Source organism: Ensifer sp. ENS11, from assembly GCF_014851895.1.
In the GTDB taxonomy this organism is placed as follows: domain Bacteria; phylum Pseudomonadota; class Alphaproteobacteria; order Rhizobiales; family Rhizobiaceae; genus Ensifer; species Ensifer canadensis.
In genome coordinates, this window is the sequence record NZ_JACVAN010000013.1 from 110,548 (window position 1) to 134,024 (window position 23,477).

Here is a 23,477-nt window from a genome sequence, read left to right on the forward strand (position 1 = left end):
AATGACCGCGATCATGGCGGCGGATATTCAGTTCGCGGCCCGCCCTCAATGGGTTCGTCCCGCAGCCACTCCATGAGCAGTACATAGCCAACAGCCAGGAGCACAGGGCCCACAAACAGGCCGAGAAGCCCGTCAGCGATCATGCCGCCGATTACACCGATCAGAATGATCGGCATTGGAACGTCAAGTCCGCGGCCGAGCATCAATGGCTTGAGGAGGTTGTCGCTGAGCCCGGCAATGATGGTCCAGATCGAAAAGATGATCGCCGGCGTGGTCGCTTCTGTCGCAAGAACATAGGCTATGACAGGTAGTGTTACCAACACCGCCGGCACCTGCACGATGGCAAACAATAGCACCAAAAGCGTCAAAACTCCGGCTGCCGAAAGACCTATCGCAAAAAAGCCTATCCCGATCAGCAACGACTGGATGACGGCCACGCCGACTACGCCGACCGCCACACCTCGAATCGTCGCGGCCGTCATTGCAACCAGCCGGGTACCTTGTGCCTTGCTGCCGGTGATACGTTCCAACAGACGTCTGGCGAACTCGGTGGCACCATCGCCATAGGCGATGAGCACGGCAGCGACTGCGAACGAAAGCACGAATGACAGCTGACCGGCGGCCAAACCGCCCGCGAACGACGCCAGCCATGATGCAATTCCACCTAGCATCTTGCCGTACTTGGCAAGCGCCGCCGGCATGTTTGTCGCGACGAGAGCCCATGTCTCGGTTAATTTCTGGCCGACCAGCGGGAGGTCGGCAAGCCATGTCGGCGGCGGCGGCACCGTCAGGCTGCTGTCTTGCAAGCCCGAGACGAACTCAAGTATGGAAGATCCAAGCGACGTCACAACCATGACCAATGGAACCAGCAGCAGCGCAACGCTGACCAACCCGATTAACGTCGCCGACCAGCGATTGCCGACCCGGGCGACCAAGCGTTGGTGCAGCGGATAGAGCATGACTGCGAGGATCACCGACCAGAGCAGGATGCCAGCAAAGGGCAATATGATGCGGCTACAGGCAAAGATCAGTAAGGCTACGAGTCCGATCTGAAGTGCAGCGTCGAGCATTCTCAAGAGCGACGGTGCGCGCTCAGGGATTGTCACCTTCGGCTCCATTGTTACTGCCCCCCTTCCCAGCCAATCCGGACTTCCCAGGTAGCTCGGTACTTGGGTGATTATTTACCTGTTTCGGTCTTCCTGCAAGACAGACGCAAAAGTGCTCGCTGGACGCGCCTCGAACCGGCCATTTGAGAAGTCGATGCAGCCTCAGCCTGGCGCGGTTCTATGGGTGGATACCTGGCTTATGCGTCGCATCGGCGGCCGTTGCGATGGAGACAGCTTAGGACTAGATTGCCATTACAACGCGAGTGCTGGCGCAAGGAGAGCCTCGGCGCGACGGCCGCGTGATCTTAGGGGGGAAACGTCATGGCGTCGGATGCAACTGGGGCCCCTCAAAATGATGCTCCAAATACAGTGAGCGCGCCTGTTAAAGAGAAAAACCCGCAGCGCACGGTCGCAATCACCGTGCTCCTGATGGCTTTGCTTCTGTTCGTCGTGACGGTTTTCATGGAGCGGCGTACTCCTTCTTCCTCGCAGGCGACCGTCAGTGCATATGTCGTTGGCGTAGCGCCGGAGGTTACCGGGCGGGTCATTGAAGTGGGCGTGACCGACAACAGCGCCGTGACGTCCGGCCAGATGCTGTTTCGCCTGGACCCGCAACAGTACCGGCTCGCCGTTGCGGAGGCGGAAGCACGCCTTGCAGGGGTAGGTCAGACGATCGGCGCTTCGACGGCGTCCGTCGATGTCGCCCAGGCCAAGGTGGTGGAGACGAAGGCAGTGCGCGTCAACGTCCAGGATCAAGCCACCCGCGCCATGGAACTTGTCAGGCGCGGTATCTACGCCCAGGCGAAGTATGATGAGGCCGCGGCCGCGCTGGATCAGGCAGATGCAGGCGTGGATGCAGCCACAGCCGACCTCGTGCGGGCTCAGGAGGAGCTTGGACCTGCGGGAAAGGACAATCCACAATTGAAGGAGGCGCTCGCGGCGCTTGAAACCGCTCAGCTTGATCTGCTGCGCACGACGGTTTCCGCGCCGGCGGAAGGCGTCGTCACCAATCTTCAGCTTTCCGTCGGAGGTATGCTCAGCGCTGGCGAGAGTGCAATGACTTTCATCGATACCGGCACGATTTGGATCACCGCCGCGTTTAAGGAAAACAGCCTTGAGATGGTTGCCGCCGGCGACCGTGCGGAGGTGCTTTTCGATGTTCTCCCCGGTCAGATTTTCGCCGGGACCGTTGAAGGCATCGGGATGGGAGTGGCTCAGGGGAGTGTCGACCCAGCGACGGGCCTGCCGAAGATTTCGACAGACACTGGATGGGTGCGAGCACCGCAGAGCTTTCCCGTCCGCCTGGTTCTCGACGAAGGACGGCCCAAGGGCGTTCGGTACGGTTCGCAGGCGAATGTGGTGATCTATACCGGGGACCATCCGGTCACCAATGCGCTCGGCAGTCTCTGGATCCGAATTCTGTCGGTCCTGACCTATGTCAGCTGACACGTATCTTTCGCTCGAGGAGGACCGCGTCAATGTAAAGCGCAAGGGTCTGCGCATAGCGCTTGCCGTTGCGGTCGGCTTTTCCTGTTCAGTCTATTCGGGGGCTATCATCCCCTTCCTTGGGCCATTGTTTGCAGCACAGTTTCTGATCTCCAGTTCCCGCCCTATGCCGTTGCAAAAGGCGTTGGCGGTCACAGTGTTTATTCTTGTCGTCGGAGCACTTCTGCAATTCGTATCCGTGCTGACTGGCGACCGGCCGCCGGTTCTGTTGCTACTGCTTGGGCTGATTTACTTTGGATGTTTCTACCAACAGGCGAACGGCAAGGGCGGCCCCACAATCTTTGTTGTTCTGGTCATCGCGGTTATGGTGCCGCTCCTCACAATTCTGAACGAGGATCTCGGCGACACCATTCTAATGATCCTGGTGCAGGGTGTGGTGACCGGAATGCTCTTGATGTGGCTGGCCTATGTCTTTATCCCGGACAAAGGTAGCCCCACTGTTAAGGCGACGACGGTGACGACATATCCGCGTGCGGCACGCTACGCTGCCGCCAACACCACCATACTCCTGATCGCGGTGGTTGCCTGTCTGACACGCGAAGCGCTGGCCACGGCGATTGTCATTCCGATAACAGTCGTGTCACTGCTCTCACAATTCGACGCCACAGCCAGCACGCGCGCGGCCCTGGGGATCGTGATAACCAATATCACTGGAGGCGTGGCCGCGTCCGTCGCATTCGGTCTGCTTCAGCTACGGCCGTCCCTCATTTTCCTCTTTCTATTGGTCCTGCTGGCCGGCCTGGTATTTGGCGGTCGTGCCGCCATGCGTGCGCCGGCCGCCAAACTTTACGCGGGCGCCTTGACGATCTTCCTCCTCGTATTCGGAACCGGCGTCTCACCGCTTCCGGGGTCTGCCGCCGAGTCCTTCTCCACCCGCGTCACTTACATACTGGTGGCCATCGCCTTTGCCACCTTCATGACGACGTTGCTTTGGCCCCGTCAGGAACGCAGTCTCGATTGAGGGCTTGTCGGCGGCTGACGCGCGCCGATTGATCGCCTCCTCCTCCTTGGCGAGCCGCGGAGGCTGACAACCCGGCGGACATCATCGCGAACAGCGTCAGAGTGCGGCGTCTCGCGCCAACTAACCCCGTAGTCAACGCGAATGGCCGCTGTTGGGGCACAAAGAAGCCCTCGCAGGCTTTGAGAAAACCGCACTGAGTGCTTTTCTTGTCCCATTTCAACAGCAGTCTGTCTTGGACATCGATCGGCCCATGCAAATCAAGGCTTTGCGGGCATGAAATCAACACCGGTTCAATTGAGACAGCGGAACAAGCCTTAGGGGCGCCCCGTACCGGAACTGACCCCAAGAAGACGCGATGGCTCCGAAAAAACTGAGGAACGCGTTTCGCGTCCGACAAATCCACTGGCCTCAATTTTAGTATGATGTAATTTTGACGCGGCCATCCACAGGCTGCATCCCAAGCTTGCCTTTCTCCCTCGGTACGGAGTTATCATCGATGCGCGTCGCATTCGTCGGGACAGTCGAGGGTTCGAGGATCGCTCTTGAAGCGCTCGTGTGTGCGGGGCGCGCACCCGGCCTGCTGCTCACCCTTCCCGGTGCAAAAGCCGGTCGACATTCGGATCATGCCGACCTTATGCCGATTGCGCGAAGGGCCGGGATCGAGGTTGTCGAAACCTCTGATGTCAACGACGAGGCCACGCTCGCAAGCCTGCGGCAGTTCGCGCCCGATGTCATCCTGGTCATCGGGTGGTCGCAGATCTGCGGCCCCCAATTTCGGAGCATCGCCGCACGCGGTTGCCTGGGTTTCCACCCGGCCGCCTTGCCAAGGCTGCGGGGACGGGGGGTGATCCCCTGGACGATACTCTGCAACGAAAAGGTCACAGGATCGACCCTCTTCTGGCTTGATGATGGCATGGATTCCGGGGACATCCTGCTGCAACGATTGTTCGATGTCGCCGCCGACGAGACCGCGCGGACCCTCTACGACAAACATACGCGCAACCTGTCGGAGATGGTCGTCGTGGCGGCCGACCTCCTGGAGAAAGGGCTGGCGAAAGGCATCCAGCAAGACGAGCGGGGCGCAAGCTACTGCGCGCGCCGAAGAGCCGAGGATGGGCTAATCGATTGGCGAAGTTCGGCCGTGGACATCGAGCGCCTCATTCGCGCCGTCGGCGATCCTTATCCCGGAGCATTCACCTTTTTCGGCGATCGCAAGATCGTTGTCACCCGCGCGACCGTGCACCCGAATGCGGGCAAATATATCGGCCTGACGGGCCAGGTCCAGGTGCATACGAAGGCCGGTTTCCTCGTCTTGTGTGGAGACGGCAATTGCCTCGAAGTCATCGACTGGCAGGGGGATCGGCCTGCGTTGCATGGCAAGCTGACGGATGGCCGCCCGCGACTTTAGCCAGGGCGGATAAAGACAGTACGACAGGCGCCAACGGAGGGCTTTGGCGATGAGCAGACGGGAGTTGTGCGTTCTCTTTTCTTCCGCCGGACGGCGGGTCGAACTCATCCAGTGCTTTCGCGCCGCGGCCGCGCGGCTTGATGTGACGCTCCGGGTAATGGCGTGTGACAGGAGGCCCGAGCTCAGTGCCGCTTGTCACACGGCCGATCGGGCATTCGCCGTGCCCGGTTGCGACGACGAAGCGTTCATCGATGCCGTCGCCGACATCTGCCGAACAGAAAACGTCGATCTCGTGGTGCCGACAATCGACCCCGAATTGTTGCCGTTTTCCCTTAACGCCGAGCGCTTCGCCGAGAGGGGAACACGGATCCATGTGAGCCCGCCCTTGGTGGTAGAAATCGCCAGGGACAAGCTGCGTACGATGCACACGTTCCACCGGGCAGGCCTCGCCGTGCCTCGTACAGATACGCTGGAGAATGCCCGTCAGACGACCGCCGACTGGACATGGCCGGTCTTCGTCAAACCGCGCTCCGGCAGCGCCAGTCGCTCCATCAGTGTGATCCACGACCCAAACGCTCTTCCTAAAGACTGCGCCGAACCGATGATTGTCCAGGAATACCTCTCCGGCCCCGAATACACGATCAACATGTTCGTCGACCGTGATGGCATCGCCCGATCATGCATCGCACACGAACGGCTCTCGGTGCGGGCGGGCGAAGTCGAGAAGGGGCGAACCGTGCGCCTGGCGGAGCTTCCCGCGCTTGCGCGGGGGATGGCTGAGGCACTGCCCGACGCACGCGGCGCCCTCTGCTTTCAGGCAATCGCCGATGTAACACGCGGATTGCAGGTAATCGAACTCAACGCGCGGTTCGGAGGCGGTTATCCGCTAGCCGATCGCGCCGGGGCCCGTTTCGCGCAGTGGCTGCTGGAGGAGGTCGCCGGCCTTCCCGTCAGCGCCAACGACGATTGGCGAGATGGAGTACTCATGTTGCGCTATGATCAGGCTCTTTTTGACGGGTGACCAAATGCGCTCCTTTGCTCGCGGGATCATCTTTGATCTCGATGACACACTCTATCTCGAGCGCGACTTCGTATTCAGCGGCTTTGCGGCTGTGGGGGCATGGTGGCGGCAAAGAACGGGACAGACCGATTTCGCCGCGCGCTGTGCCCGCCTTTTCGCGACGGGCGTCAGGGGCCAGGTTTTCGATCTTGCGCTTGTGGAAACGGAGGGCGGTGCCGACCCTTCTCTGGTAGAGCAGCTGGTGACGATCTACCGGGAGCATCAGCCCTCGATCTCGCTCGCCCCCGACGCGGTACGTTTTTTGTCCCATCGCCGGGACGACGACTTCATCGGCATCATCACCGATGGACCTGTCTCGACCCAGTGTTCGAAGATCAAGGCGCTTGGGCTCGAACATAAAGCTGACCTCGTCCTGTGTACGGATGCCTGGGGCATGTCCTATCGCAAGCCGCATCCAAGAGCATTCGAAGCTGTCGAGACCGCGTCGCATCTGACGGCATCGCAACTCACCTATGTTGCCGACAATGCCATCAAGGATTTTGTCACGCCGCGAACGAGGGGCTGGCAAACCGTTCAAATCCTGCGCGACGATCGCATCCACCGATGCGATGCGCCGACGCCGATGCACCAGGCACAATCACGAATCGTTACATTCGACGAACTTGAGTTAGCGATCAAGCGCCTTCCCTAATCCTCTCACCTATCGCGATTCGACACTTGCGAACCTAAATCTTTGATCTTTTTCGTCGTATTCCCGCGCCATCAAAATCGATCGATGTTGTAGATTACATTTATTGCCCCAAAGGATTAATCCTTCAACGTTAGTTTACTTTCCAAAATCAAAGTGGTCTCTAGAGTTCAATGCAAATAGGGAAAAGGTACAACACGCTCCGACACCGAACAGGTCGAGAGCGTATATCTTTTTTATGCTATGGAATTGACGGAACTCCACCAGCAGTAACGCATATACTTTCGGTCGTATTACTCGCCCGGCCCATTCTGGCCACCGGCTAGCGAAGCCATGTCGAAGGAGGGGCGTTATGTTTCGCATTCCGACCGCCTTTAAGGCGTTTTACGGTGCGTGGGCATTTCGTGTATTGAATCGTCGAGCCATCGCAGACAGCGCAGCTTTCCCGGCAACGGCCCGGGACGCCGCGATCACACTTGCGCAGATTGGCGTCAGGAAACTCAAATCAGCCGCTCGTGGCGCACGAAAGAACTCTGCGCTCTATGCGGTGGATCTGGCGTCGGCGGCGGTCGCGCTTTTCGTCGCCCTGTTCCTGCGGTACGGGCCTGGAGGCCTGAGCGATCGCCCCGATACGATGCAGATACTGGCCTGGTCGTCCGCGCAGTATTTGGCGGTCTGCGCGGCCATGTTCCCGCTCTCGGGTCTCTACAGTCGAAACTGGAAATACGGGTCAATCAGCGACCTCGTGATTATCATCCGCGCGGTGGTCTTGACCTCGCTCGTGCTCATCGCCCTTTTGTTCTTTTCGACACGCCTCACCGATATGCCGCGAACTGTTGTGCCGCTGCAATCGCTGCTTTTGATTGCCTTCCTTGCGACCTCCCGCTTAAGCTTCCGCGCAGACGAATTCCTGCCTTCCAAAAACAAGCGTTCGGAAAAGGCCGACGCCGATGGCCATCGCCACCGCGTTCCCCTGCTTCTGGTTGGAGCCGGCAACGCCGCGGATCTCTATCTACGCGCTTTGTTTCGCGATCCGGCGGCGCCCTATGTGCCGGTCGCCTGCCTCGACTCGAGTGAATCTCAGGTTGGCCTGATGCTGCATGGGGTACCGATCGCCGGCAGGCTCGAGGATCTGGAACAGGTCGTCGCCGATCTCAGGGCCGTGGGCAAGCAGCCCTGCCATATCGTTTTCACCGAACCATTGTCGTCCTTTGACGAGACGGCTTCGGGTGAGTTGCTGCAGGCCGCCGAACGCCTTGGTATCGCAGTCTCGCGGCTGCAAAGTGCCACGGAGTTCAGGCAGACCAGCAACGAGAACCCATACGAGCTCCGATCGATCGAAATGACTGACCTGCTCGAACGGCCGCAGGCCGCCCTCGACAAGGACGCCATCAGGCGCTTGATTGCCGGTCGGCGGGTTCTCATTACCGGTGCAGGTGGGTCGATCGGAAGCGAACTCACCCGCCAGATCGCCGCCTGCGGCCCGGCCGAGATCGTTCTGGTCGACAATACCGAATTCAATCTCTATTCGATCGACCTCTGCCTGAAGGAAGAGTTTCCGGATGTCCGTCATTCGAACTGCCTTTGCAGCGTTCGGCGCAGCCAGAGGGTCAATGAGATCTTCGAAGCGCACCTGCCGGAACTGGTCTTCCACGCCGCCGCGCTGAAACATGTGCCCATGGTGCAGATCAATCCCTGCGAAGGCGTTCTGACCAATGTCATCGGTACCATGAACGTCGCGAACGCGGCCAAGCGGTTCGGTGCGCTTGCCATGGTGCAGGTGTCCACCGACAAGGTGGTGAACTCCTCCAGCATAATGGGCATGACGAAACGGCTTGCCGAGCTCTATTGCCAGGCGCTCGATCTCGATGGCGCCACCAGCGGGCAGGGACCCCGCTTCATGACAGTTCGCTTCGGCAACGTGCTTGGATCAAGCGGATCGCTTATTCCGCTCTTCAAGCATCAGTTGGCCAAGGGCGGTCCGTTGACGGTCACCGACGAGAGAATGACGCGCTTCTTCATGACCATCCGAGAGGCCGTCGAGCTGACGCTTCAGGCATCGGCTTACGGTTTCCAGAAGCAGATCGGCCAGGGCGAAATCTTTGTGCTCGACATGGGTGAGCCCGTGAAGATCATCGACATCGCTCGACGCATGATCCGCCTGGCAGGCTTCGTGCCGGACAAGGACATCATGATCGAGATCGTTGGATCCCGACCGGGTGAAAAGCTGTTCGAGGAACTCTTCGATCCGACCGATAAGCGCACCCCATCGGCCATCCCCGGCGTGCTTGGAGCGGTCCCTCAACCCGTGCCCTCTTCGCTGTTGAAGAGCGCATTCAATCGTATGCAGCGCGATGCCGAACGATGTGATGAGGGTTCAGTCCTGGCAGCGATCGCGCAATTGTTGCCAAACGCGGAAATCCCGCAAGACATGATTTCGGCAGCCAGGGCGGCTCGCCGATCGACCGGTCGCAGTGCTAGCGTTATCGCGTTCGGCAACAAGAAGGCGGTGCGGCCGCAAACCACCAGCAGGCCGCGGCAGTAGGTGTTGGTGTACGCGCAAGGAAGGAGCCGAGCATGGCAGGGATCCCCGTACTTCATTGCATCACGGGGCTGAATGTCGGCGGTGCGGAATACATGCTCGCGCGCTTTGGCGCAAAGCTCGTCCAAACGCGTTACGACCCCGCCGTGCTTTCGCTGATGACGCCTGGCCCGATCGCGCGCGATTTGCAAGCGGCCAACATCGATGTCGCGACACTACAGATGCAGCAGTCACGACCAGGCCCGCGTGCCTTGGTCAGACTGCGTGCGATCGTGAGATCGTCTCGTCCGAGGCTGCTTCACGGATGGATGTATCACGGCAATGTCGCCGCATCGCTCGGATCGCTGCTCGGCGAGCGACAGCCCACCATATGGAGCATTCACCACTCCATCGCCAACCTTGCCTCAGAGAAACTGCTGACACGTGCCGTGATCCGGCTGAGCGCTTCCCTTTCCCATCGCACAAGCGCAATTTCCTACTGTTCGCGGGTGTCGGCCGACCAGCACGAAGCGCTGGGTTTCGATCCGGACAAGCGGCGTATTATTCCAAACGGCGTCGATTGCGATCAGTTTCGCCCACGCCCTGACGCCCGACGGTATCTCTGCGACGCGCTCGGCGTGCCCACTGAACGCTTTCTTGTCGGCAATGTCGCGCGCGCACATCCGATGAAGGACCATGGCACCTTCGTGCGTGCAATCGCCACGCTTCGCAGCCTGGGGCTTGATGCGCACGGGATCCTGATCGGTGACGGCCACGAACATGGGATCGTCCGACGTTTGGCGGTCGAACTCGGCATAACACCGATGATCACCGTCTCAAACGCGCGTGCGGACATTGACCGGCTAATGCCGGGCCTCGACCTGTTTATGCTGTCGTCGGCTTGGGGGGAAGCATTTCCACTGGTCGTGGCTGAAGCAATGGCCAGTGGCGTGCCGGCGATCGCCACCGATGTCGGAGACTGCGCATGGCTGCTGGGGGACCGGCAGATGGTCGTTGAACCGGAAAACGCAGATGGCCTAGCAAAACTAGCCGCGTCGATCCTGTGCCTGTCGCAAAGCGCCCGGCGGCAACTGGGAGAACGCGCGCGTAGGCGCGTCGTCGAGCGGTTCTCGCTGAGATCCTACGTCGACAGCCACCTCTCGCTCTACGACGAGGTCCTCGACCAGCAAGTCACCAAAGCGGCGCGGCAAGTAGGGTGGCAGGCACCGGTCAACGAAGCCCGCCGTATGCGGTAGCGGTCATGAAGGCATCCAAAACCTTTTCCGGCAAAGCAGAAGCACCCCGCGCCAGGATAGTCCTGATTGCGAGCTTGACCTCGTCGCTAACGAACTTTCGCCGCGAATTGATCAAGGATCTTGTGAAGGCAGGGTTTGATGTCGACGCAATGGCCCCCGACCATGATCCGATCGTGGAAGAAGAACTGGATGCGCTTGGTGTGCGTTTCATCCGGATCCCCATGTCGAGGGCCGGACTGAACCCCTTTGCCGACCTGGTGACGCTCGCCGCACTGGTCCGTCACTTCCTGAAGGAACGTCCGGCGGCGATCCTGCCCTATACGATGAAGCCGATCATCTACGGCGGCATTGCCGCGCGGCTCTGCGCGGTGCCGCATAGGTTCTTTCTCGTCACCGGACTCGGCCATATGTTCGCTGTCGAGCCTGACGAAAGCGCCGTTCGCCGATCGCTGCGCTCGATGTGCGTCGGGCTCTACCGATGCGCGATGAAGAAGGCACGGGCCGTCTTCGTTTATAACGAAGCGGATCTTGCCGACATCAGAGAGCGCCGGCTGGTCGACGACCCCTCTGTTGTCTCGACAGTGCCGGGGTCGGGCGTCGATCTTGATTACTACCACGCATCGACGCCACCGCTAAAGCCGACCGTTTTTCTCCTGATCGCCCGGCTCCTGCGCGACAAGGGCGTCCCGGAATATGTCGCTGCGGCGCGGACAATCCGCGCGCGCCATCCCGACGCCGTCTTCCAACTGCTGGGGCACTATGATCCCAACCCGACAGCGATCAGCGAAGGAGAAGTCGCTGGATGGGTGCAGGAAGGTGTGGTGCAGTATCTGGGAACCACCCGCGATGTGCGTCCGTACCTTGCAGCCTGCAGCGTGTTCGTGCTGCCCTCCTACTACCGGGAAGGCATCCCCAGAAGCATTCTGGAGGCCATGGCGACCGGACGCGCAATCATCACGACGGATCTACCCGGCTGCAGGCAAACGGTGGACCCAGGTGTCAACGGCGTTTTGATCGAGCCTCGCAGCGTCTCGTCGCTTGTTTTAGCGATGGAAGGCTTCATTGAGAAGCGTTCCGCGATTGCCGCCATGGGGCGCGCTTCGCGCCGGATGGCGGAAGAACGGTTCGACGTCAGGCTGGTAAACCGCCTGCTTCTTGCGCGTATGCAAATAGACGGCAAAGCGACGACCGCATGCACCGATGATGGTCAGCACCAACCTTCAGGCGGGGCTGCGGCCCAGGCGACGAAGTGAGGGTTGGCGAAATCGCAATCGCTCGCCTGCCTGCACTTGCCATACCTCAGCACCGAGCCGTCCAGGCGCAGCACCGTTCCGCCGGCAGCAGCCAATACCGCATCACCGGCGGCAGTATCCCACTCCATCGTCCGGCCAAAACGCGGGTAGACATCGGCCTGGCCCTCCGCCAGCAGGCAGAATTTTAGCGATGAACCAACCGAGGTGCACTCCTGGACATGGTGCCGGGCGAGAAACTTCTCCGTTTCCGCGCAGGAATGGCTGCGGCTCGCGACCGCGATGATCGCGGTTTCACGACCGCGCGCGCGGATCTCGCGTCGCTCGCACACGCGACCGAAGCGATCGATCTCCAGGCGCTGTGCGATGCCGCCGGCGGCGACATAGGCTCGTCGCAAGGCGGGGGCATACACGATCCCGGCAATCGGCTTGCCGTTCTCGATAAGGGCAATATTCACAGTGAAATCGTCACGGCGAGCAATGAACTCCTTGGTGCCATCGAGTGGGTCGACCAGATAAAAGGAGCCTTCCTCAACCGAGGGAGCACAGCCCGCAGCCGCCGCCTCCTCCCCGACGATGGGGGTGCCGGGCGAAACCTTGGCGAGACGTTCGAATATCACCGCCTCGGCCCTGAGATCGGCTTCGGTAACGGGCGAACCATCGGCCTTGGCAAGGGCGTGTGCGCCGGCATGGTAGACATCGAGAACGGCGGTGCCCGCAGCTAGTGCCGTCTCCTCGAAAAGCTCGGACAACGCGTTCATTGCAACTGTCGCCGTGTGAGAAAATCTTCGATCTGAAGGGCGAGATCCGTCGGCTCGCTGTCGATAGTCGAAAGGCGCAGCTCCGGATGCTCCGGCTCTTCATAGGGTGAGGAGATGCCGGTGAAATTGGCGATCTTGCCGGCACGGGCCTTTTCATAAAGCCCCTTGGGATCGCGGCGAGCACATTCCTCGATCGGCGTATCCACGAAAATCTCGATGAATTCACCTTCGGCCATCAGTTCGCGTGCCATGCGCCGCTCGTCGCGGAACGGCGAGATGAAGGAAACCAGAACGATCAGGCCGGCATCCGCCATCAATTTTGCCACCTCGGCCACGCGCCGGATGTTTTCCACCCGATCCTCGTCGGTAAAGCCCAAATCCCTGTTCAGGCCGTGCCTGACATTGTCGCCGTCGAGAAGATAGGTATGCCTGCCATGGGCATTGAGGATCCGTTCGAGCGCGTTGGCGATTGTCGATTTGCCAGACCCGGAAAGCCCCGTGAACCACAGAACGGCAGGTGTCTGTTGTTTCTGCGCACTTCGCGCCTGCTTGTTGACGTCCATGGCGTGCCAGTGGACGTTGGCCGCGCGCCTCAATGGGAAATCGATCATGCCGGCGCCAACGGTGTCGTTGGTCAGGCGGTCGACGATGACAAAATTGCCGGTGGTCTTGTTGTCCTTGTAGGCGTCGAAGGCGATCGGAGCCTGCGTCGAGATATTGCAAACGCCGATCTCGTTCATCGTCAGCGACTTGGCTGCCTCCCGGGCAAAGCTGTTGACGTTCACGCGGTGCTTGAGCTTGGTGATCGTCGCGTTGACGCTGTCGGTTTCGGTCCTCAGGATATAGCTGCGGCCCGGAAGCAAAGGGTTGGCGTCGAACCAGATAACGTGGGCCTGCAATTGGTCGGCGACGAAAGGCCGAGCTGATGGCGACGTCAGCATGTTGCCGCGGGAGGCATCGACCTCATCTCTTAAAACCAGGGTAACGGCCTGGCCGGCCTCGGCGCTTGCGACTTCTCCGTCATAGGTCACGATGGACTTGATCGCCGTCTTCTGTCCAGACTTGGCGACCGTAACCGAATCGCCGACGGCTATCCTGCCGGACGCAATCTCGCCAGCATAGCCGCGAAACCCGGCATTGGGCCGATTGACCCATTGTATTGGAAAGCGGAACGGGCGCTCGGCGACCTCTTTGCCGACATCGACGGTTTCGAGATATTCGAGCAGGCTCGGCCCCTGGTACCATGGCGTGTGCATTGACCGGGAGGCGACGTTGTCGCCATAACGCGCTGATACGGGAATGGCCTGCACGGTTTCAAAACCGAGCGTCAGCACGAATTTGCGATAGTGGGTCTGTAGCGCCTCAAATATGCTCGAGCGATAGCCGACGAGATCGATCTTGTTCACCGCGACGACCACATGGCGAATGCCAAGAAGCGAGGCGAGGTAGGTGTGGCGGCAGGTCTGCGGCAGCATGCCGTGCTGGCTGTCGACCAGGATGATCGCCAGATCCGCCGTCGATGCGCCGGTCACCATATTGCGGGTATATTCCTCGTGACCGGGCGTGTCGGCGACGACGAACTTGCGCTTGGCGGTCGAGAAGTAACGGTAGGCGACATCTATGGTGATGCCCTGTTCTCGTTCCGCCTCAAGCCCGTCCAGCAGCAGCGAGTAATCGAGGTGATCGACCTTTCCCTGCCGTTCGCTCTCCCGTCCAAGATCCGCGACCTGATCCTCGAGGATCAAGCCGCCGTCATAGAGCAGCCTGCCGATCAAGGTGGATTTTCCGTCATCGACCGATCCGCAGGTAATGAAACGAAGGAGCGACTTGCTGCCTTCGACATCAAGGAGCCCCGCCACTTCAGGCGAAAACACCGAAGGTTGACCGTGCATCAGAAGTATCCTTCCCGCTTCTTCCTTTCCATGCCGGACGCTTCGTCGCGATCGACAAGCCGGTTGCGCCGCTCGGAAGAGCGGCTGAAGACCATCTCCTCGATGATCTCGGGAATGGTCGTCGCCGTGGACAGGATGGCGCCGGTGAGCGGGTAGCAACCCAAGGTGCGGAAACGCACTTGGCGCAGACGGACGCTCTCGTCCGGCTGCAGCGGCATGCGGTTATCATCAACCATGATCAGCATGCCGTCCCGTTCGACGACCGGACGTTCGGCGGCGAAATAAAGCGGGACCACCGCGATGCTTTCCTGCAGGACATATTGCCAGACATCCAGTTCAGTCCAGTTCGAGAGCGGGAAGACCCGCATGGTTTCTCCCGGCGTGAGCCTGGTATTGAAGGTCTTCCACATCTCCGGTCTCTGTCGCTTGGGATCCCAAGCCTGCCCGGCAGTGCGCAGGGAAAAGATCCGTTCCTTCGCCCTCGATTTTTCCTCATCGCGCCTCGCGCCCGCGATCGCCACGTCGAAGTGATGTTTCTCGAGCGCCTGGCGCAATGCCACCGTCTTCATGAGGTGGGTGTGGACGTTCGAACCGTGCTCGAAAGGACTAATGCCTTGGGCGACACCATCCTCGTTGATGTGAACGATGAGCCTGAGATCGTTGTCTCGTGCGACTTGGTCCCTGAAGGCGATCATTTCCTTGAACTTCCAGGTCGTATCGACGTGAAGCAGCGGAAACGGTGGTTTTGCAGGAAAGAAAGCCTTCATCGCCAAATGAAGCAGCACGCTTGAATCCTTGCCGACGGAATAAAGCAGCACTGGGTTGGCGGATGTTGCCGCGACCTCCCTCATGGTGTGGATGGCTTCGGCCTCAAGGCGGGCAAGATGCGAAAGAGCCATGCGACAACCCCTTTGTGTCGCGTTGCGAAATCGATCGGCGCTAATCAAACATTATCGGGAAAGCGGCAAAGCGGCTTCCCGAAACAGGTTTCGTAATTGATGTTCGAATTTACGGTCCGCGCCGCCCCGGTGGCAATTAGCGAGAACGGGTTAGCCTAAATGGGTAGGTCCGGTCAGGCGTGTCGCCCCTGCGCACCCTGGTAGTGGGCGATAATGGCCTTCGGGGAAATCGGCGCCTGCGCCTTGCGACCATAAAAATACACGCCGCTTGCGCCATCCTCCGCAAAGCGGGCGGGGACGATCGCATCCAGATACTGCGTCCAGAAGAAGGCGAGCTTTGCAAGCTTGCCCAGCATCACCGACCGAAAGACACTGCGAACGAGATAGTCGACTGACCACATGAACTGCGTGCCGGGGCCACCATTGGCCCCGGATGAAATCGTCTCGAACCAGCGAAACAGATAGCGATGGCCGCTTTCGCTGAACCGGGTGAAGTCGAATGCTCCCTCGTGCACCTGCTGCATGAAGGGCGTTTCTGCGTAAACGAGCCCCTTGTCACTCAGGACGCGCCAGATCTCGGACACGACCTGGGCAGGTTGGAGGACGTGCTCAAGAACGGCCTGGATGACCACTGCGTCGAAAAAGTCGTCCGGCAATGGTATCTGATGGGCGTCGGCAATGAACTGGGTGAGCGGGGAGGCATAGACGTCGAAGGAGTAGACGCTGATCTCCCGATGCTCATAGAGCGGATCCATTCCCTGGCCAATGCTCCCGCCGCCGATGACAAGAAGCTTGGCCGGTCGCGCCGCGGTCGTCTGCAGGTCGTCCACCAATCGATTGACGTTGGCGACAGTACTCTTTTTTGTCGGCGAGAGCAGTTTCTTGAAGAACCTCGTCAAACGGCCGTAGTGTTTGCGCTCGATGGGGCTTGCCGCGTTCGAACGCAGGATATCGCCTTCGCTGAATACGGATTCCGAAAAATCGATCATAACCGGCTTGCCGTCGACCACGCGATAAGTCATCTCGGCCGTCTCGGGACAGACCGTTTTCAGCACATCGGGTGAAACGCGCGCCAGTTTCGAACCGGTGCGCGGGCAACGCAATGCTTCAAGGCATTCTTCCGTTGAGACCAGCATCGCTCATCCTCGCGTTTAGCAATGGATCCGACAGTTTGCGTTGAGACAGAAATTTGCGTCCGTCCAAACACTTCGCTCACGCGAACTAGCGAATAGGACTTAACCCTGATCTAGACGGGCGTCCGGCACGCGATATTTGAACAGGTGGTAGCGCTCCATTGCCGATGCTCCTGTTCCCCACCGCGCCACAATAGCTTGTTGCCAGTCCTAGCGTAAGGATTACTGGGACGGTCCAGAACCGCCCATAAAGGTGAGGAAACGCATTGGCCATCAATGCGAACATAGAAACGCTTACAAAAGCGCAGGCGGCATAAGCTGCGCCTCCGGGTACGCGAAATGTCCGCATAATCGGTTGAAACGTGGCAGCAATCATAACCCCAAAACCTATGGCCGCAATGATCCCCCCTTCGGTCGCTAACAGAAGATACAGGTTATGCACCGGCTGCTCCACGGCGCTGGTGACTTGGTATTGATCGGCGCCGAGCCCAATCCACATGTTGTCCTGCACTCGACCGAGGGCCTCATGGATCAATTGGAGGCGATGGTCGAAGCTTCCAGCGTGGCTTAGATCGCCAGTTTCCAAGGCGCCGAGCACGCGTCTTTGAAAGACCACCGGCAGGTAGTCGCGGCCGGAATGCACAATCCAAAGAGCAAAGGGCGTCAAACAGGCAAGGCCGACCACGACATACTTCCAACTGCCGCTCAGGACCAGGAAACCGAGGAGAGCGAAGGCGAAGCTGGCCAGGCCCGTATTCGAACCGGTCAGCAAGATGCCATAGGCCATGGTTGCCCCGACGACGGTCGCATAGACCTTGCCGACCTTTCCCCTGGAAACCAGCAACAGCAGGATCGGCATCGCGAGCGCAATGACTGCCGCGCATTCGTTCTCCCTTTCGACAAATCCCGTCAGGCGGCCGTTACCGCTTACGAAAGCGGTGTTCTTCTGGCCATCGATGTCGATCAGGTAGATCCCATGCAAGCACATAAGGAAAATCGAGAGTACGTAGACCTTGGCGAAGGTCCACATGGTGCGCAGATCGCGCCCGCAAACGGCAAGGGCAATAACCAGATAGGCGAACAGATATTGTCCGACGATGACGATACCGCGTGTCGGGGCGGTGGACAGAAGGCTGCTGATCATCAGTCCGGAGCATAGCAACAGCAGACCGCAAAGCCACACAGTCGCCGATGCCCGCCCCCAAAGCCGTAGCGGCAACCCACCGGTAAGCGCGCGCAACCCAAGGGCGACGCAAAACAACAAGTCGCTCAGAGTGAAATAGAACATGTTCGTGCGCAGGAAATTCACCGCCGATAGGAAAACGGCGCAGACGGCACAGGCGTATTCAATCCTTTGCCAAAAGGTCTGTCGGTCGGCCGAGATCGGCTGAACACCGGTCGTTCGTGTCATGTCCGTCATTGACGTCGACCACAACCAATGGGAAATGAGTTGGTTATTCTACAGGCCACATACCTACGCACATGCTTGAATTGAATCTGCTAAAATTCCTTTTGACATTGATCCCAAACTGCTCCCAAGTAAATACGAGAATGTGAAGCCTAAGATCACTTGTTGACCGACCGACGTGGACGCGGATGGCTCCAACGGAGGACCGAGATAGGCCATCATGCTGAAATATGACCGAGAATTCGAAGCCGATGAGAAGACTGGGCGCCGACTTGGTCCCGCACCGGCGGTCTCGCGCGACACCTCGTCCTATGAACTTGCGGCTATCGTCGACTTCTTCCGGCGTCACGCCAAGCTCATTTTGTTTACAGCCCTGACGGGCACCCTGCTTGCTACCATCATCACCCTGTCGCTCACGAAGATGTACACGGCCTCCTCGACGCTCGTCTTCGACCGCAACGATATCCGGCCGTATGAAGCCGTCATCGAGTTGCAGAAGCAGGAGCGTGACAAGTCCGCGATGGAGACCGAAATGGATCTCATCAAGTCTCGCGAATTCCTGGGCTTTGTGGTTGACGATCTGAATTTGATGCAAGACCCATACTTCAATGCCAATTTGTCACCGGACATCCAGCAAGACGCATCGTCGTTTTGGGGGTGGCGGTGGTCTCCACGCAAAGCACAGGCAGGTCCGCGGCGCGTCACGGCGGGCCAGAATGTTCAGCGGCCCACCACGCTCGACCCAGTCAACCGTGATCGGGTCATCACAAAACTCGCCGCTGCCATCTCTGCCGATCGAAAGGGCGAAAGCCTTGCCATGACGATTTACGTTCAGCATCCCTCGGCGCTTTATGCGGCCGAGATCGCCAATGGCGTAGCGGCGGACTACGTGGTTTGGTCAACCCAGATGAAAGAGCTTGCAGCGCATGCGACTGTCGATACCCTTCGCACCCAAGCCAAAGATCTGGTGCAGTCGATAGCCAAGAAGGAACGCGAGATCGCCGACTTCACAATGCGCAGCGACCTGACGTTCGATCCGCGCGACGATGTTCTGCGTGCCCGCACCGAACAGCTCAATCAGCAGTTCACCCTGGCGAGGGTCGACGAAGCCGGTGCATGGGCGAAGTACAATGAGGCCAAGAACGTTTTTTCAATGACCGGCATCGACTCCGCCGGCCGCGTTATGACGTCAGAACTGCTCAGCTCGCTGCGAACCGAACAAGGAAAGCTGGAACGCGGCCGGGCCCAACTGGCCTCAAAATTTGGCAAGAACCACCCCCAGGTAGTCGAGATCGATGCGGAACTTGCGTCCAATCGCCAAGTGATCGAAGGTGAAATCAACCGCATCCTCCAAGAGCTGGAAAACGACGCGAAAGTCGCAACCGTCAGGGTTCAGAAATTCCAGGAGGAAGTCGGTCGGCTGCAGAAACAAATGCAGGACCGAAATCTTGATGAAATTCGCCGTCGCGAATTGGAGCGTGACCTGCTGACCGAGCAGAAGCGCTATGATGCAGTGGTCCTGAGGCTCGGCACGCTCGATCCGGAGAAGGATGAGATCAAGGCCACGGCCCGTATTGCATCGTTCGCCGAAGTTCCGATCGATCCGTCGTTTCCCCAGCCCGGCTTGCTCATTCCCATCGGCGGCTTGGCTTCGTTGCTGCTGGGCCTGGTTGGCGCGATGGCGGTCGAGGCAGCCGACGGACGCGTTCGGACGGCCCGCACGCTCGAAGCGATCGTCAACCAGCCGACCTATCTCTCGATCCCCGATCTAACGGCGACGTTGAAACAGGATCAAACGCTTTATCGCTCCATTCTCGCCGACCCACGCTCACCATTCGCACGCTCAATGCGCTCTCTATGTCTCGGCTGGAAGAGCCAGGACGCATCCAAAGTCGTCATGTTCTGCTCTCCTTCAGCCAACGAAGGCAAGACAACGTGTGCCGTGGGCATGGCGACCGTTGCCGCTCTGAACGGATTGCGTTCCGTTATCCTGGACATGGACCCCGGCCCTACGGGGGCGACCACGATGATTGGAGCGCCGCAAAGGCCATTCAATCTCGATCTCGTAGCCGATGGCGCCACGGATCTGACCTCAATTAGCGCGCAAGCGCCTGACTTTCCTTTTGTTCATGTTCTCACCTCGCGTCTGACGCTCCAGGATCAGGAGCGCATTTTTGGAGAACTGCGCAGGCACTTCGATCTTATCGTCGTCGATACGCCTGCAGCCGATAATGATGACGATGCGATCTGGCTCGCAAGTCATGTCGATGCGGTGTTTGTGGTTGCGGCGGCGGAGCGGACCTACGAGAAGAACCTCCTGGACCTCGTTGAGCGACTGACAACCAGCCGCGCGAGGATCATCGGAAGCATCCTCAATTTCGCCGGCATCTATCGGCAAAAACCGATATGGAGAACCCTGCTTGACTGGCTCAAGAACAGGCTTGGCTCCTGGAGAAGAACGGGCAACCTGGGTCTGCAGATCCGCCGCTCCTAGCCCCGTGTTTGTGCCATGGCCTGATGGAGAAGCAATCCTTGCTACCAAATTGCTGGTGACCGCGGTAGGCGCCGACAGCCTACACCGATTGGCGCTTGCAATCAGCCAACGGAGCTTTCAACCAGTGGCTCAAGTCACGGCCAAGCAAACCTGCGAGCCGATCGGTTTCGGCCTCATAGTACTCAATCATTCGTGCGGCCAACTCATTGTTAAGCGGCACATACTTGAACTCGGCGGAGACGATTGATCTCAAGAACTCGAAGCCTTTGGTGTCACGCAAGGGTGCAACAATCGGCTTAAGTGGCTTGAGTATCTGTCGCAATCTGGCGTCGACCAACGGCTTGGTCTTGTCCTTTACCCTCTGAGCGACCGGCTCAAACGAAGGGTTTTCATCAAGGCCGAGAAAGCGCCGCAGGTCCTGGACCTGACTGGCGGCATCGATTTTGAGGTCCTCGTAAAAGAGAACGAGCATCCTTTCCCGTGGGAAGAGATCGAGAAACCGGCGCAGCTGTTGGAAATATAGCCCACCTTCCAGAAACCTGCCGCCGGCACCCTGGCGTGGATCGAGATAGCGCTCGATGTCGGCGGTCGCCTCTCCTCGGCGATGGAGCATGCAGTAGTCGGAATAGGCCCGCTCGACGGGATTTCTCAGCTGAGCCACCAGCAGGGCGTCCGGCAGACTTTGGTGAATACGTGCCGCCACGGCGGGGGTATCAAGGTAGGAGTTCGACTTTTCACCGATGACAAGTCCTTCGCTGGCCGGCTTGAAATTCTCCAGATACCAGCGATCTCCACGGTCGTGGTACCGGCTGAAATAATGGATCTCCGGATCCGGCATATGGACACGTGGATCCAATTGCAGCGATTGTTGCAACCAGGTGGTGGCGCTCTTCGTCGCGCCAATGATCAGGAAGTTGATATCGTGCATTTCCATCGTCTGCTCCTCAAGGCCAAACTCAGGGTGCTGTCGTTCTTACTCCAAAGCTCCGGTACTCGCGTCCAACGATACGTTCATAAAGCAGGCTGATGCCTTCGACATGAGCCTCGGTGCCGTATTTCGTCAAAGCGTTCTCACGAGCCGCCGAACTGATGCGGCGATGTTCCCCGGTGTTCATCAGCAGTCTCGCCAGCGGATCGACGAAGGCCTCCGGCTTTTCAGGCTCCACGAGAAAACCCGTCACACCGTCGACGATTGCCTCGATGTTGCCGCCGTGGCGGGTCGCAATCACCGGGGTCTCGAGCAACATGGCTTCAATCAACGTCCGCCCGAATGGTTCGTTGATGGCCGGCACCAGCAATGCGTCGAGCGCGCTCATGCAAGGCTCGACCGGCGCGCGAAAGCCCATCATCTTGATACGTCGCTCGACTCCAAGTTCAAGCGCGCGCGCGCGCATCGCCGGTTCCGGGTTTGGAAGGTCTGGCGATGGGATACCGAAGACGAGGCCAACCAGCGGGAAATCCGGAAAGCGCTGGAGGAAAGCGTGGATGACCTCGACAAACCTGACCGGGCGCTTCCTGTCGATCAATCCACCGACATAGCCGACGAAGCGCGTTTCCTCGGGCAGGTCGAATTCTCTGACGAATTCGCGCCTGCAGTCTTCCCGATCGGGCAAAAGGGTTGGATGATCGAAGGGGCTGTGCAGTACGCTCAGCTTATGGGAAACCGGCAGGATCGGCCGCGTCGGCTGCACGTAGCGCGAGACCGTAACGATGTGATTTGCCAATAGAGGCGCCATGACGTTAACGCCGAAGGCATCGGGATCGCCGCGATGATGCCAAAGCAGCCGCGCGCCGGAAAGGCGAGTGGCCAGGGCCCAGGTCGCGTGCATCTGGCCGTCGTTTGTATGTACGATATCAACGTGATGTTCACGAAGGAATGACCTTAACAGCGCCGTGGTTCGCGCAAATGCAAAACCGAGCGAGAGCTTGCCAACCACGCCATATGAATGGCGGGGCGACATCACCGCAACCTCGGGCGACTTGACGAAAGGCACTCGCCGTTCCGTGAGATAAGCTTCAAGTGTCTTTCCGGGCCGATGCAGAATGACAAGTGGTTTATATTTCGATTGATCGAGCGCGCGGATCAAACCAATGGCGGAGATGTGGCTGCCGCCGACTTCATCTCCCACAAATGGATAGGCCACTACGAGACGGTCAACGTCGCTCAGGATATTCTTCTCCCCGGATCGCCTCTCCCTGGGAGCCACGGTCCTTTCTGCGGTTTCGCTAATCTAACGCGGCTTCTCACGATGATCCATTACAATCCGAACTGCCGGCTCTTGATCGGCGGCTGCTACAATCCGCTCATCGATCCGGAAAATTTTGAAACGTGAGAGCAACGCGGATGTGCGGGTCAGGGCAGCGGGCGAAACCTTGCTGAGCTCGGTCGTTAGGCGCGGTTGCAACTTGACTTCTGCGGCAAACACAACCGACAAGCGCTGCTGTATCCTTCCCTCACTTGCCCGGCCGCGCCAACGACCGCGCATTCCGTTCGCATTGGAAATTTCCTCCGATATATCCAAGGACATATACTCCGCCATCGGGGAACGAGTTACAGTCTTTTGTTGAATGGCTGGCGGATAATCCGATGGGTGGTTTGCTGTGCGATGCCTGTTCTGCGTACGGCGGTATTGCCGGGTCGGAATGATTGGGCTGGAGTTGACCATGTTAGGTTGCAGCGTCATCGAAATCATGCCATCGAACGGGCGGGTTCCTGCCGAATTGATCGAAGCTGGCTATCGGTCAAGCCAATATGGTCTGGTCGTATTTGTCCTGAACAACGTGACGTACCAGGCCGTTAATTTGGTTCTCGATCCGGTCGTCAAGACAATGCCACTGTCGATTCCAGGCGTGCTTTACGTAAAAATTGGCGACGAGCAGCGGGTGCGCGAAGCGGTAACTTCCGCTTCGATCGTATATTTCGCAAGCAATTCTCTCTACAACTTGGCCGCCAGTTATGGCGCAGCGCTCAAGCTGGTCCATTTAGATTTGCCCCCGCAGATGAATGACACAGGGCCTACACCCAAACATATTCCCCCGCCGGAGACCGTTGATTGGCGCCACCACAGCTTTCATCATTCCGCGGCATGACTCAGACCCCAATTCCGCTGTGGTGCGAAGACAATAATCAGTCGCTCCTGAATCCCAAATGAGCAAGAAGGCGCTGGCAAAAA

19 protein-coding genes are annotated in these 23,477 nt (G+C 59.0%); 11 read left to right on the plus strand and 8 right to left on the minus strand.

Annotated elements, in window-relative coordinates; translation table 11 throughout:
- Window positions 1–11: 11 nt before the first annotated feature.
- Window positions 12–1,118, minus strand: a complete 1,107-nt coding sequence (locus tag IB264_RS22665; RefSeq protein WP_025431313.1) for an AI-2E family transporter — start codon at window positions 1,116–1,118, stop codon at window positions 12–14.
- 309 nt (window positions 1,119–1,427) lie between these two features.
- On the opposite strand from IB264_RS22665, the gene IB264_RS22670 reads away from it, so the two are divergent.
- The 8 genes from IB264_RS22670 (at window position 1,428) to IB264_RS22705 (ending at window position 11,720) form a co-directional block, all read left to right on the plus strand.
- Window positions 1,428–2,552: an HlyD family secretion protein gene (locus tag IB264_RS22670; RefSeq protein ID WP_025431314.1), complete on the plus strand. Its 1,125-nt coding sequence runs from the start codon at window positions 1,428–1,430 to the stop codon at window positions 2,550–2,552.
- Window positions 2,542–3,573, plus strand: a complete 1,032-nt coding sequence (locus IB264_RS22675) for a DUF2955 domain-containing protein (RefSeq protein ID WP_025431315.1) — start codon at window positions 2,542–2,544, stop codon at window positions 3,571–3,573. Before IB264_RS22670 ends, IB264_RS22675 begins: the two co-directional genes overlap by 11 nt.
- A gap of 496 nt (window positions 3,574–4,069) precedes the next feature.
- On the plus strand, window positions 4,070–4,981 hold the full coding sequence (locus IB264_RS22680) for a methionyl-tRNA formyltransferase (protein ID WP_025431316.1): 912 nt from the start codon (window positions 4,070–4,072) through the stop codon (window positions 4,979–4,981).
- 49 nt (window positions 4,982–5,030) lie between these two features.
- Entirely contained in the window at window positions 5,031–6,002 is a 972-nt protein-coding gene (locus IB264_RS22685) for an ATP-grasp domain-containing protein (protein WP_025431317.1), read from the plus strand.
- Between the two features lie 4 nt (window positions 6,003–6,006).
- Window positions 6,007–6,693, plus strand: a complete 687-nt coding sequence (locus IB264_RS22690) for an HAD family hydrolase (RefSeq protein ID WP_041693174.1) — start codon at window positions 6,007–6,009, stop codon at window positions 6,691–6,693.
- A gap of 349 nt (window positions 6,694–7,042) precedes the next feature.
- Window positions 7,043–9,235, plus strand: a complete 2,193-nt coding sequence (locus tag IB264_RS22695; RefSeq protein WP_192434164.1) for a nucleoside-diphosphate sugar epimerase/dehydratase — start codon at window positions 7,043–7,045, stop codon at window positions 9,233–9,235.
- 32 nt (window positions 9,236–9,267) lie between these two features.
- The gene (locus tag IB264_RS22700) at window positions 9,268–10,467 is read left to right on the plus strand and encodes a glycosyltransferase (protein ID WP_051509359.1); all 1,200 of its coding nucleotides are present in this window, start codon (window positions 9,268–9,270) and stop codon (window positions 10,465–10,467) included.
- Window positions 10,468–10,472: 5 nt separating this feature from the next.
- Entirely contained in the window at window positions 10,473–11,720 is a 1,248-nt protein-coding gene (locus tag IB264_RS22705) for a glycosyltransferase family 4 protein (RefSeq protein ID WP_025431321.1), read from the plus strand.
- Here IB264_RS22705 and cysQ read toward each other — a convergent pair.
- From cysQ to IB264_RS22730, 5 genes are all read right to left on the minus strand, one after another.
- On the minus strand, window positions 11,675–12,478 hold the full coding sequence (gene cysQ / locus IB264_RS22710) for a 3'(2'),5'-bisphosphate nucleotidase CysQ (protein WP_084814603.1): 804 nt from the start codon (window positions 12,476–12,478) through the stop codon (window positions 11,675–11,677). The genes IB264_RS22705 and cysQ overlap by 46 nt on opposite strands.
- On the minus strand, window positions 12,475–14,370 hold the full coding sequence (gene cysN, locus IB264_RS22715; RefSeq protein WP_192434165.1) for a sulfate adenylyltransferase subunit CysN: 1,896 nt from the start codon (window positions 14,368–14,370) through the stop codon (window positions 12,475–12,477). The genes cysQ and cysN overlap by 4 nt, the downstream gene beginning before the upstream one ends.
- A complete protein-coding gene (gene cysD, locus IB264_RS22720; RefSeq protein WP_192434167.1) occupies window positions 14,370–15,269 on the minus strand; it encodes a sulfate adenylyltransferase subunit CysD in 900 nt (299 codons plus the stop codon). The genes cysN and cysD overlap by 1 nt, the downstream gene beginning before the upstream one ends.
- A gap of 173 nt (window positions 15,270–15,442) precedes the next feature.
- Window positions 15,443–16,405 (minus strand): class I SAM-dependent methyltransferase, encoded by a 963-nt coding sequence (locus IB264_RS22725; RefSeq protein WP_192434169.1) that lies wholly within the window; start codon window positions 16,403–16,405, stop codon window positions 15,443–15,445.
- A gap of 85 nt (window positions 16,406–16,490) precedes the next feature.
- Complete coding sequence (locus tag IB264_RS22730) at window positions 16,491–17,822, minus strand: O-antigen ligase family protein (protein ID WP_192434171.1); 1,332 nt, start codon at window positions 17,820–17,822, stop codon at window positions 16,491–16,493.
- A gap of 208 nt (window positions 17,823–18,030) precedes the next feature.
- On the opposite strand from IB264_RS22730, the gene IB264_RS22735 reads away from it, so the two are divergent.
- Window positions 18,031–20,304, plus strand: coding sequence for an exopolysaccharide transport family protein (locus IB264_RS22735; RefSeq protein WP_192434173.1), 2,274 nt, complete (start codon window positions 18,031–18,033; stop codon window positions 20,302–20,304).
- Between the two features lie 79 nt (window positions 20,305–20,383).
- On the opposite strand, the gene IB264_RS22740 is transcribed toward IB264_RS22735, so the two are convergent.
- A complete protein-coding gene (locus IB264_RS22740; RefSeq protein ID WP_192434175.1) occupies window positions 20,384–21,238 on the minus strand; it encodes a sulfotransferase in 855 nt (284 codons plus the stop codon).
- Between the two features lie 22 nt (window positions 21,239–21,260).
- Complete coding sequence (locus tag IB264_RS22745) at window positions 21,261–22,133, minus strand: glycosyltransferase family 4 protein (protein WP_192434178.1); 873 nt, start codon at window positions 22,131–22,133, stop codon at window positions 21,261–21,263.
- A gap of 207 nt (window positions 22,134–22,340) precedes the next feature.
- On the opposite strand from IB264_RS22745, the gene IB264_RS22750 reads away from it, so the two are divergent.
- Window positions 22,341–22,637 carry a hypothetical protein gene (locus tag IB264_RS22750; protein WP_128090437.1) on the plus strand — a complete coding sequence of 99 codons (297 nt, stop codon included), beginning with the start codon at window positions 22,341–22,343 and terminating at the stop codon, window positions 22,635–22,637.
- 331 nt (window positions 22,638–22,968) lie between these two features.
- Window positions 22,969–23,394, plus strand: a complete 426-nt coding sequence (locus IB264_RS22755) for a hypothetical protein (RefSeq protein WP_192434180.1) — start codon at window positions 22,969–22,971, stop codon at window positions 23,392–23,394.
- Window positions 23,395–23,477 lie beyond the last annotated feature (83 nt).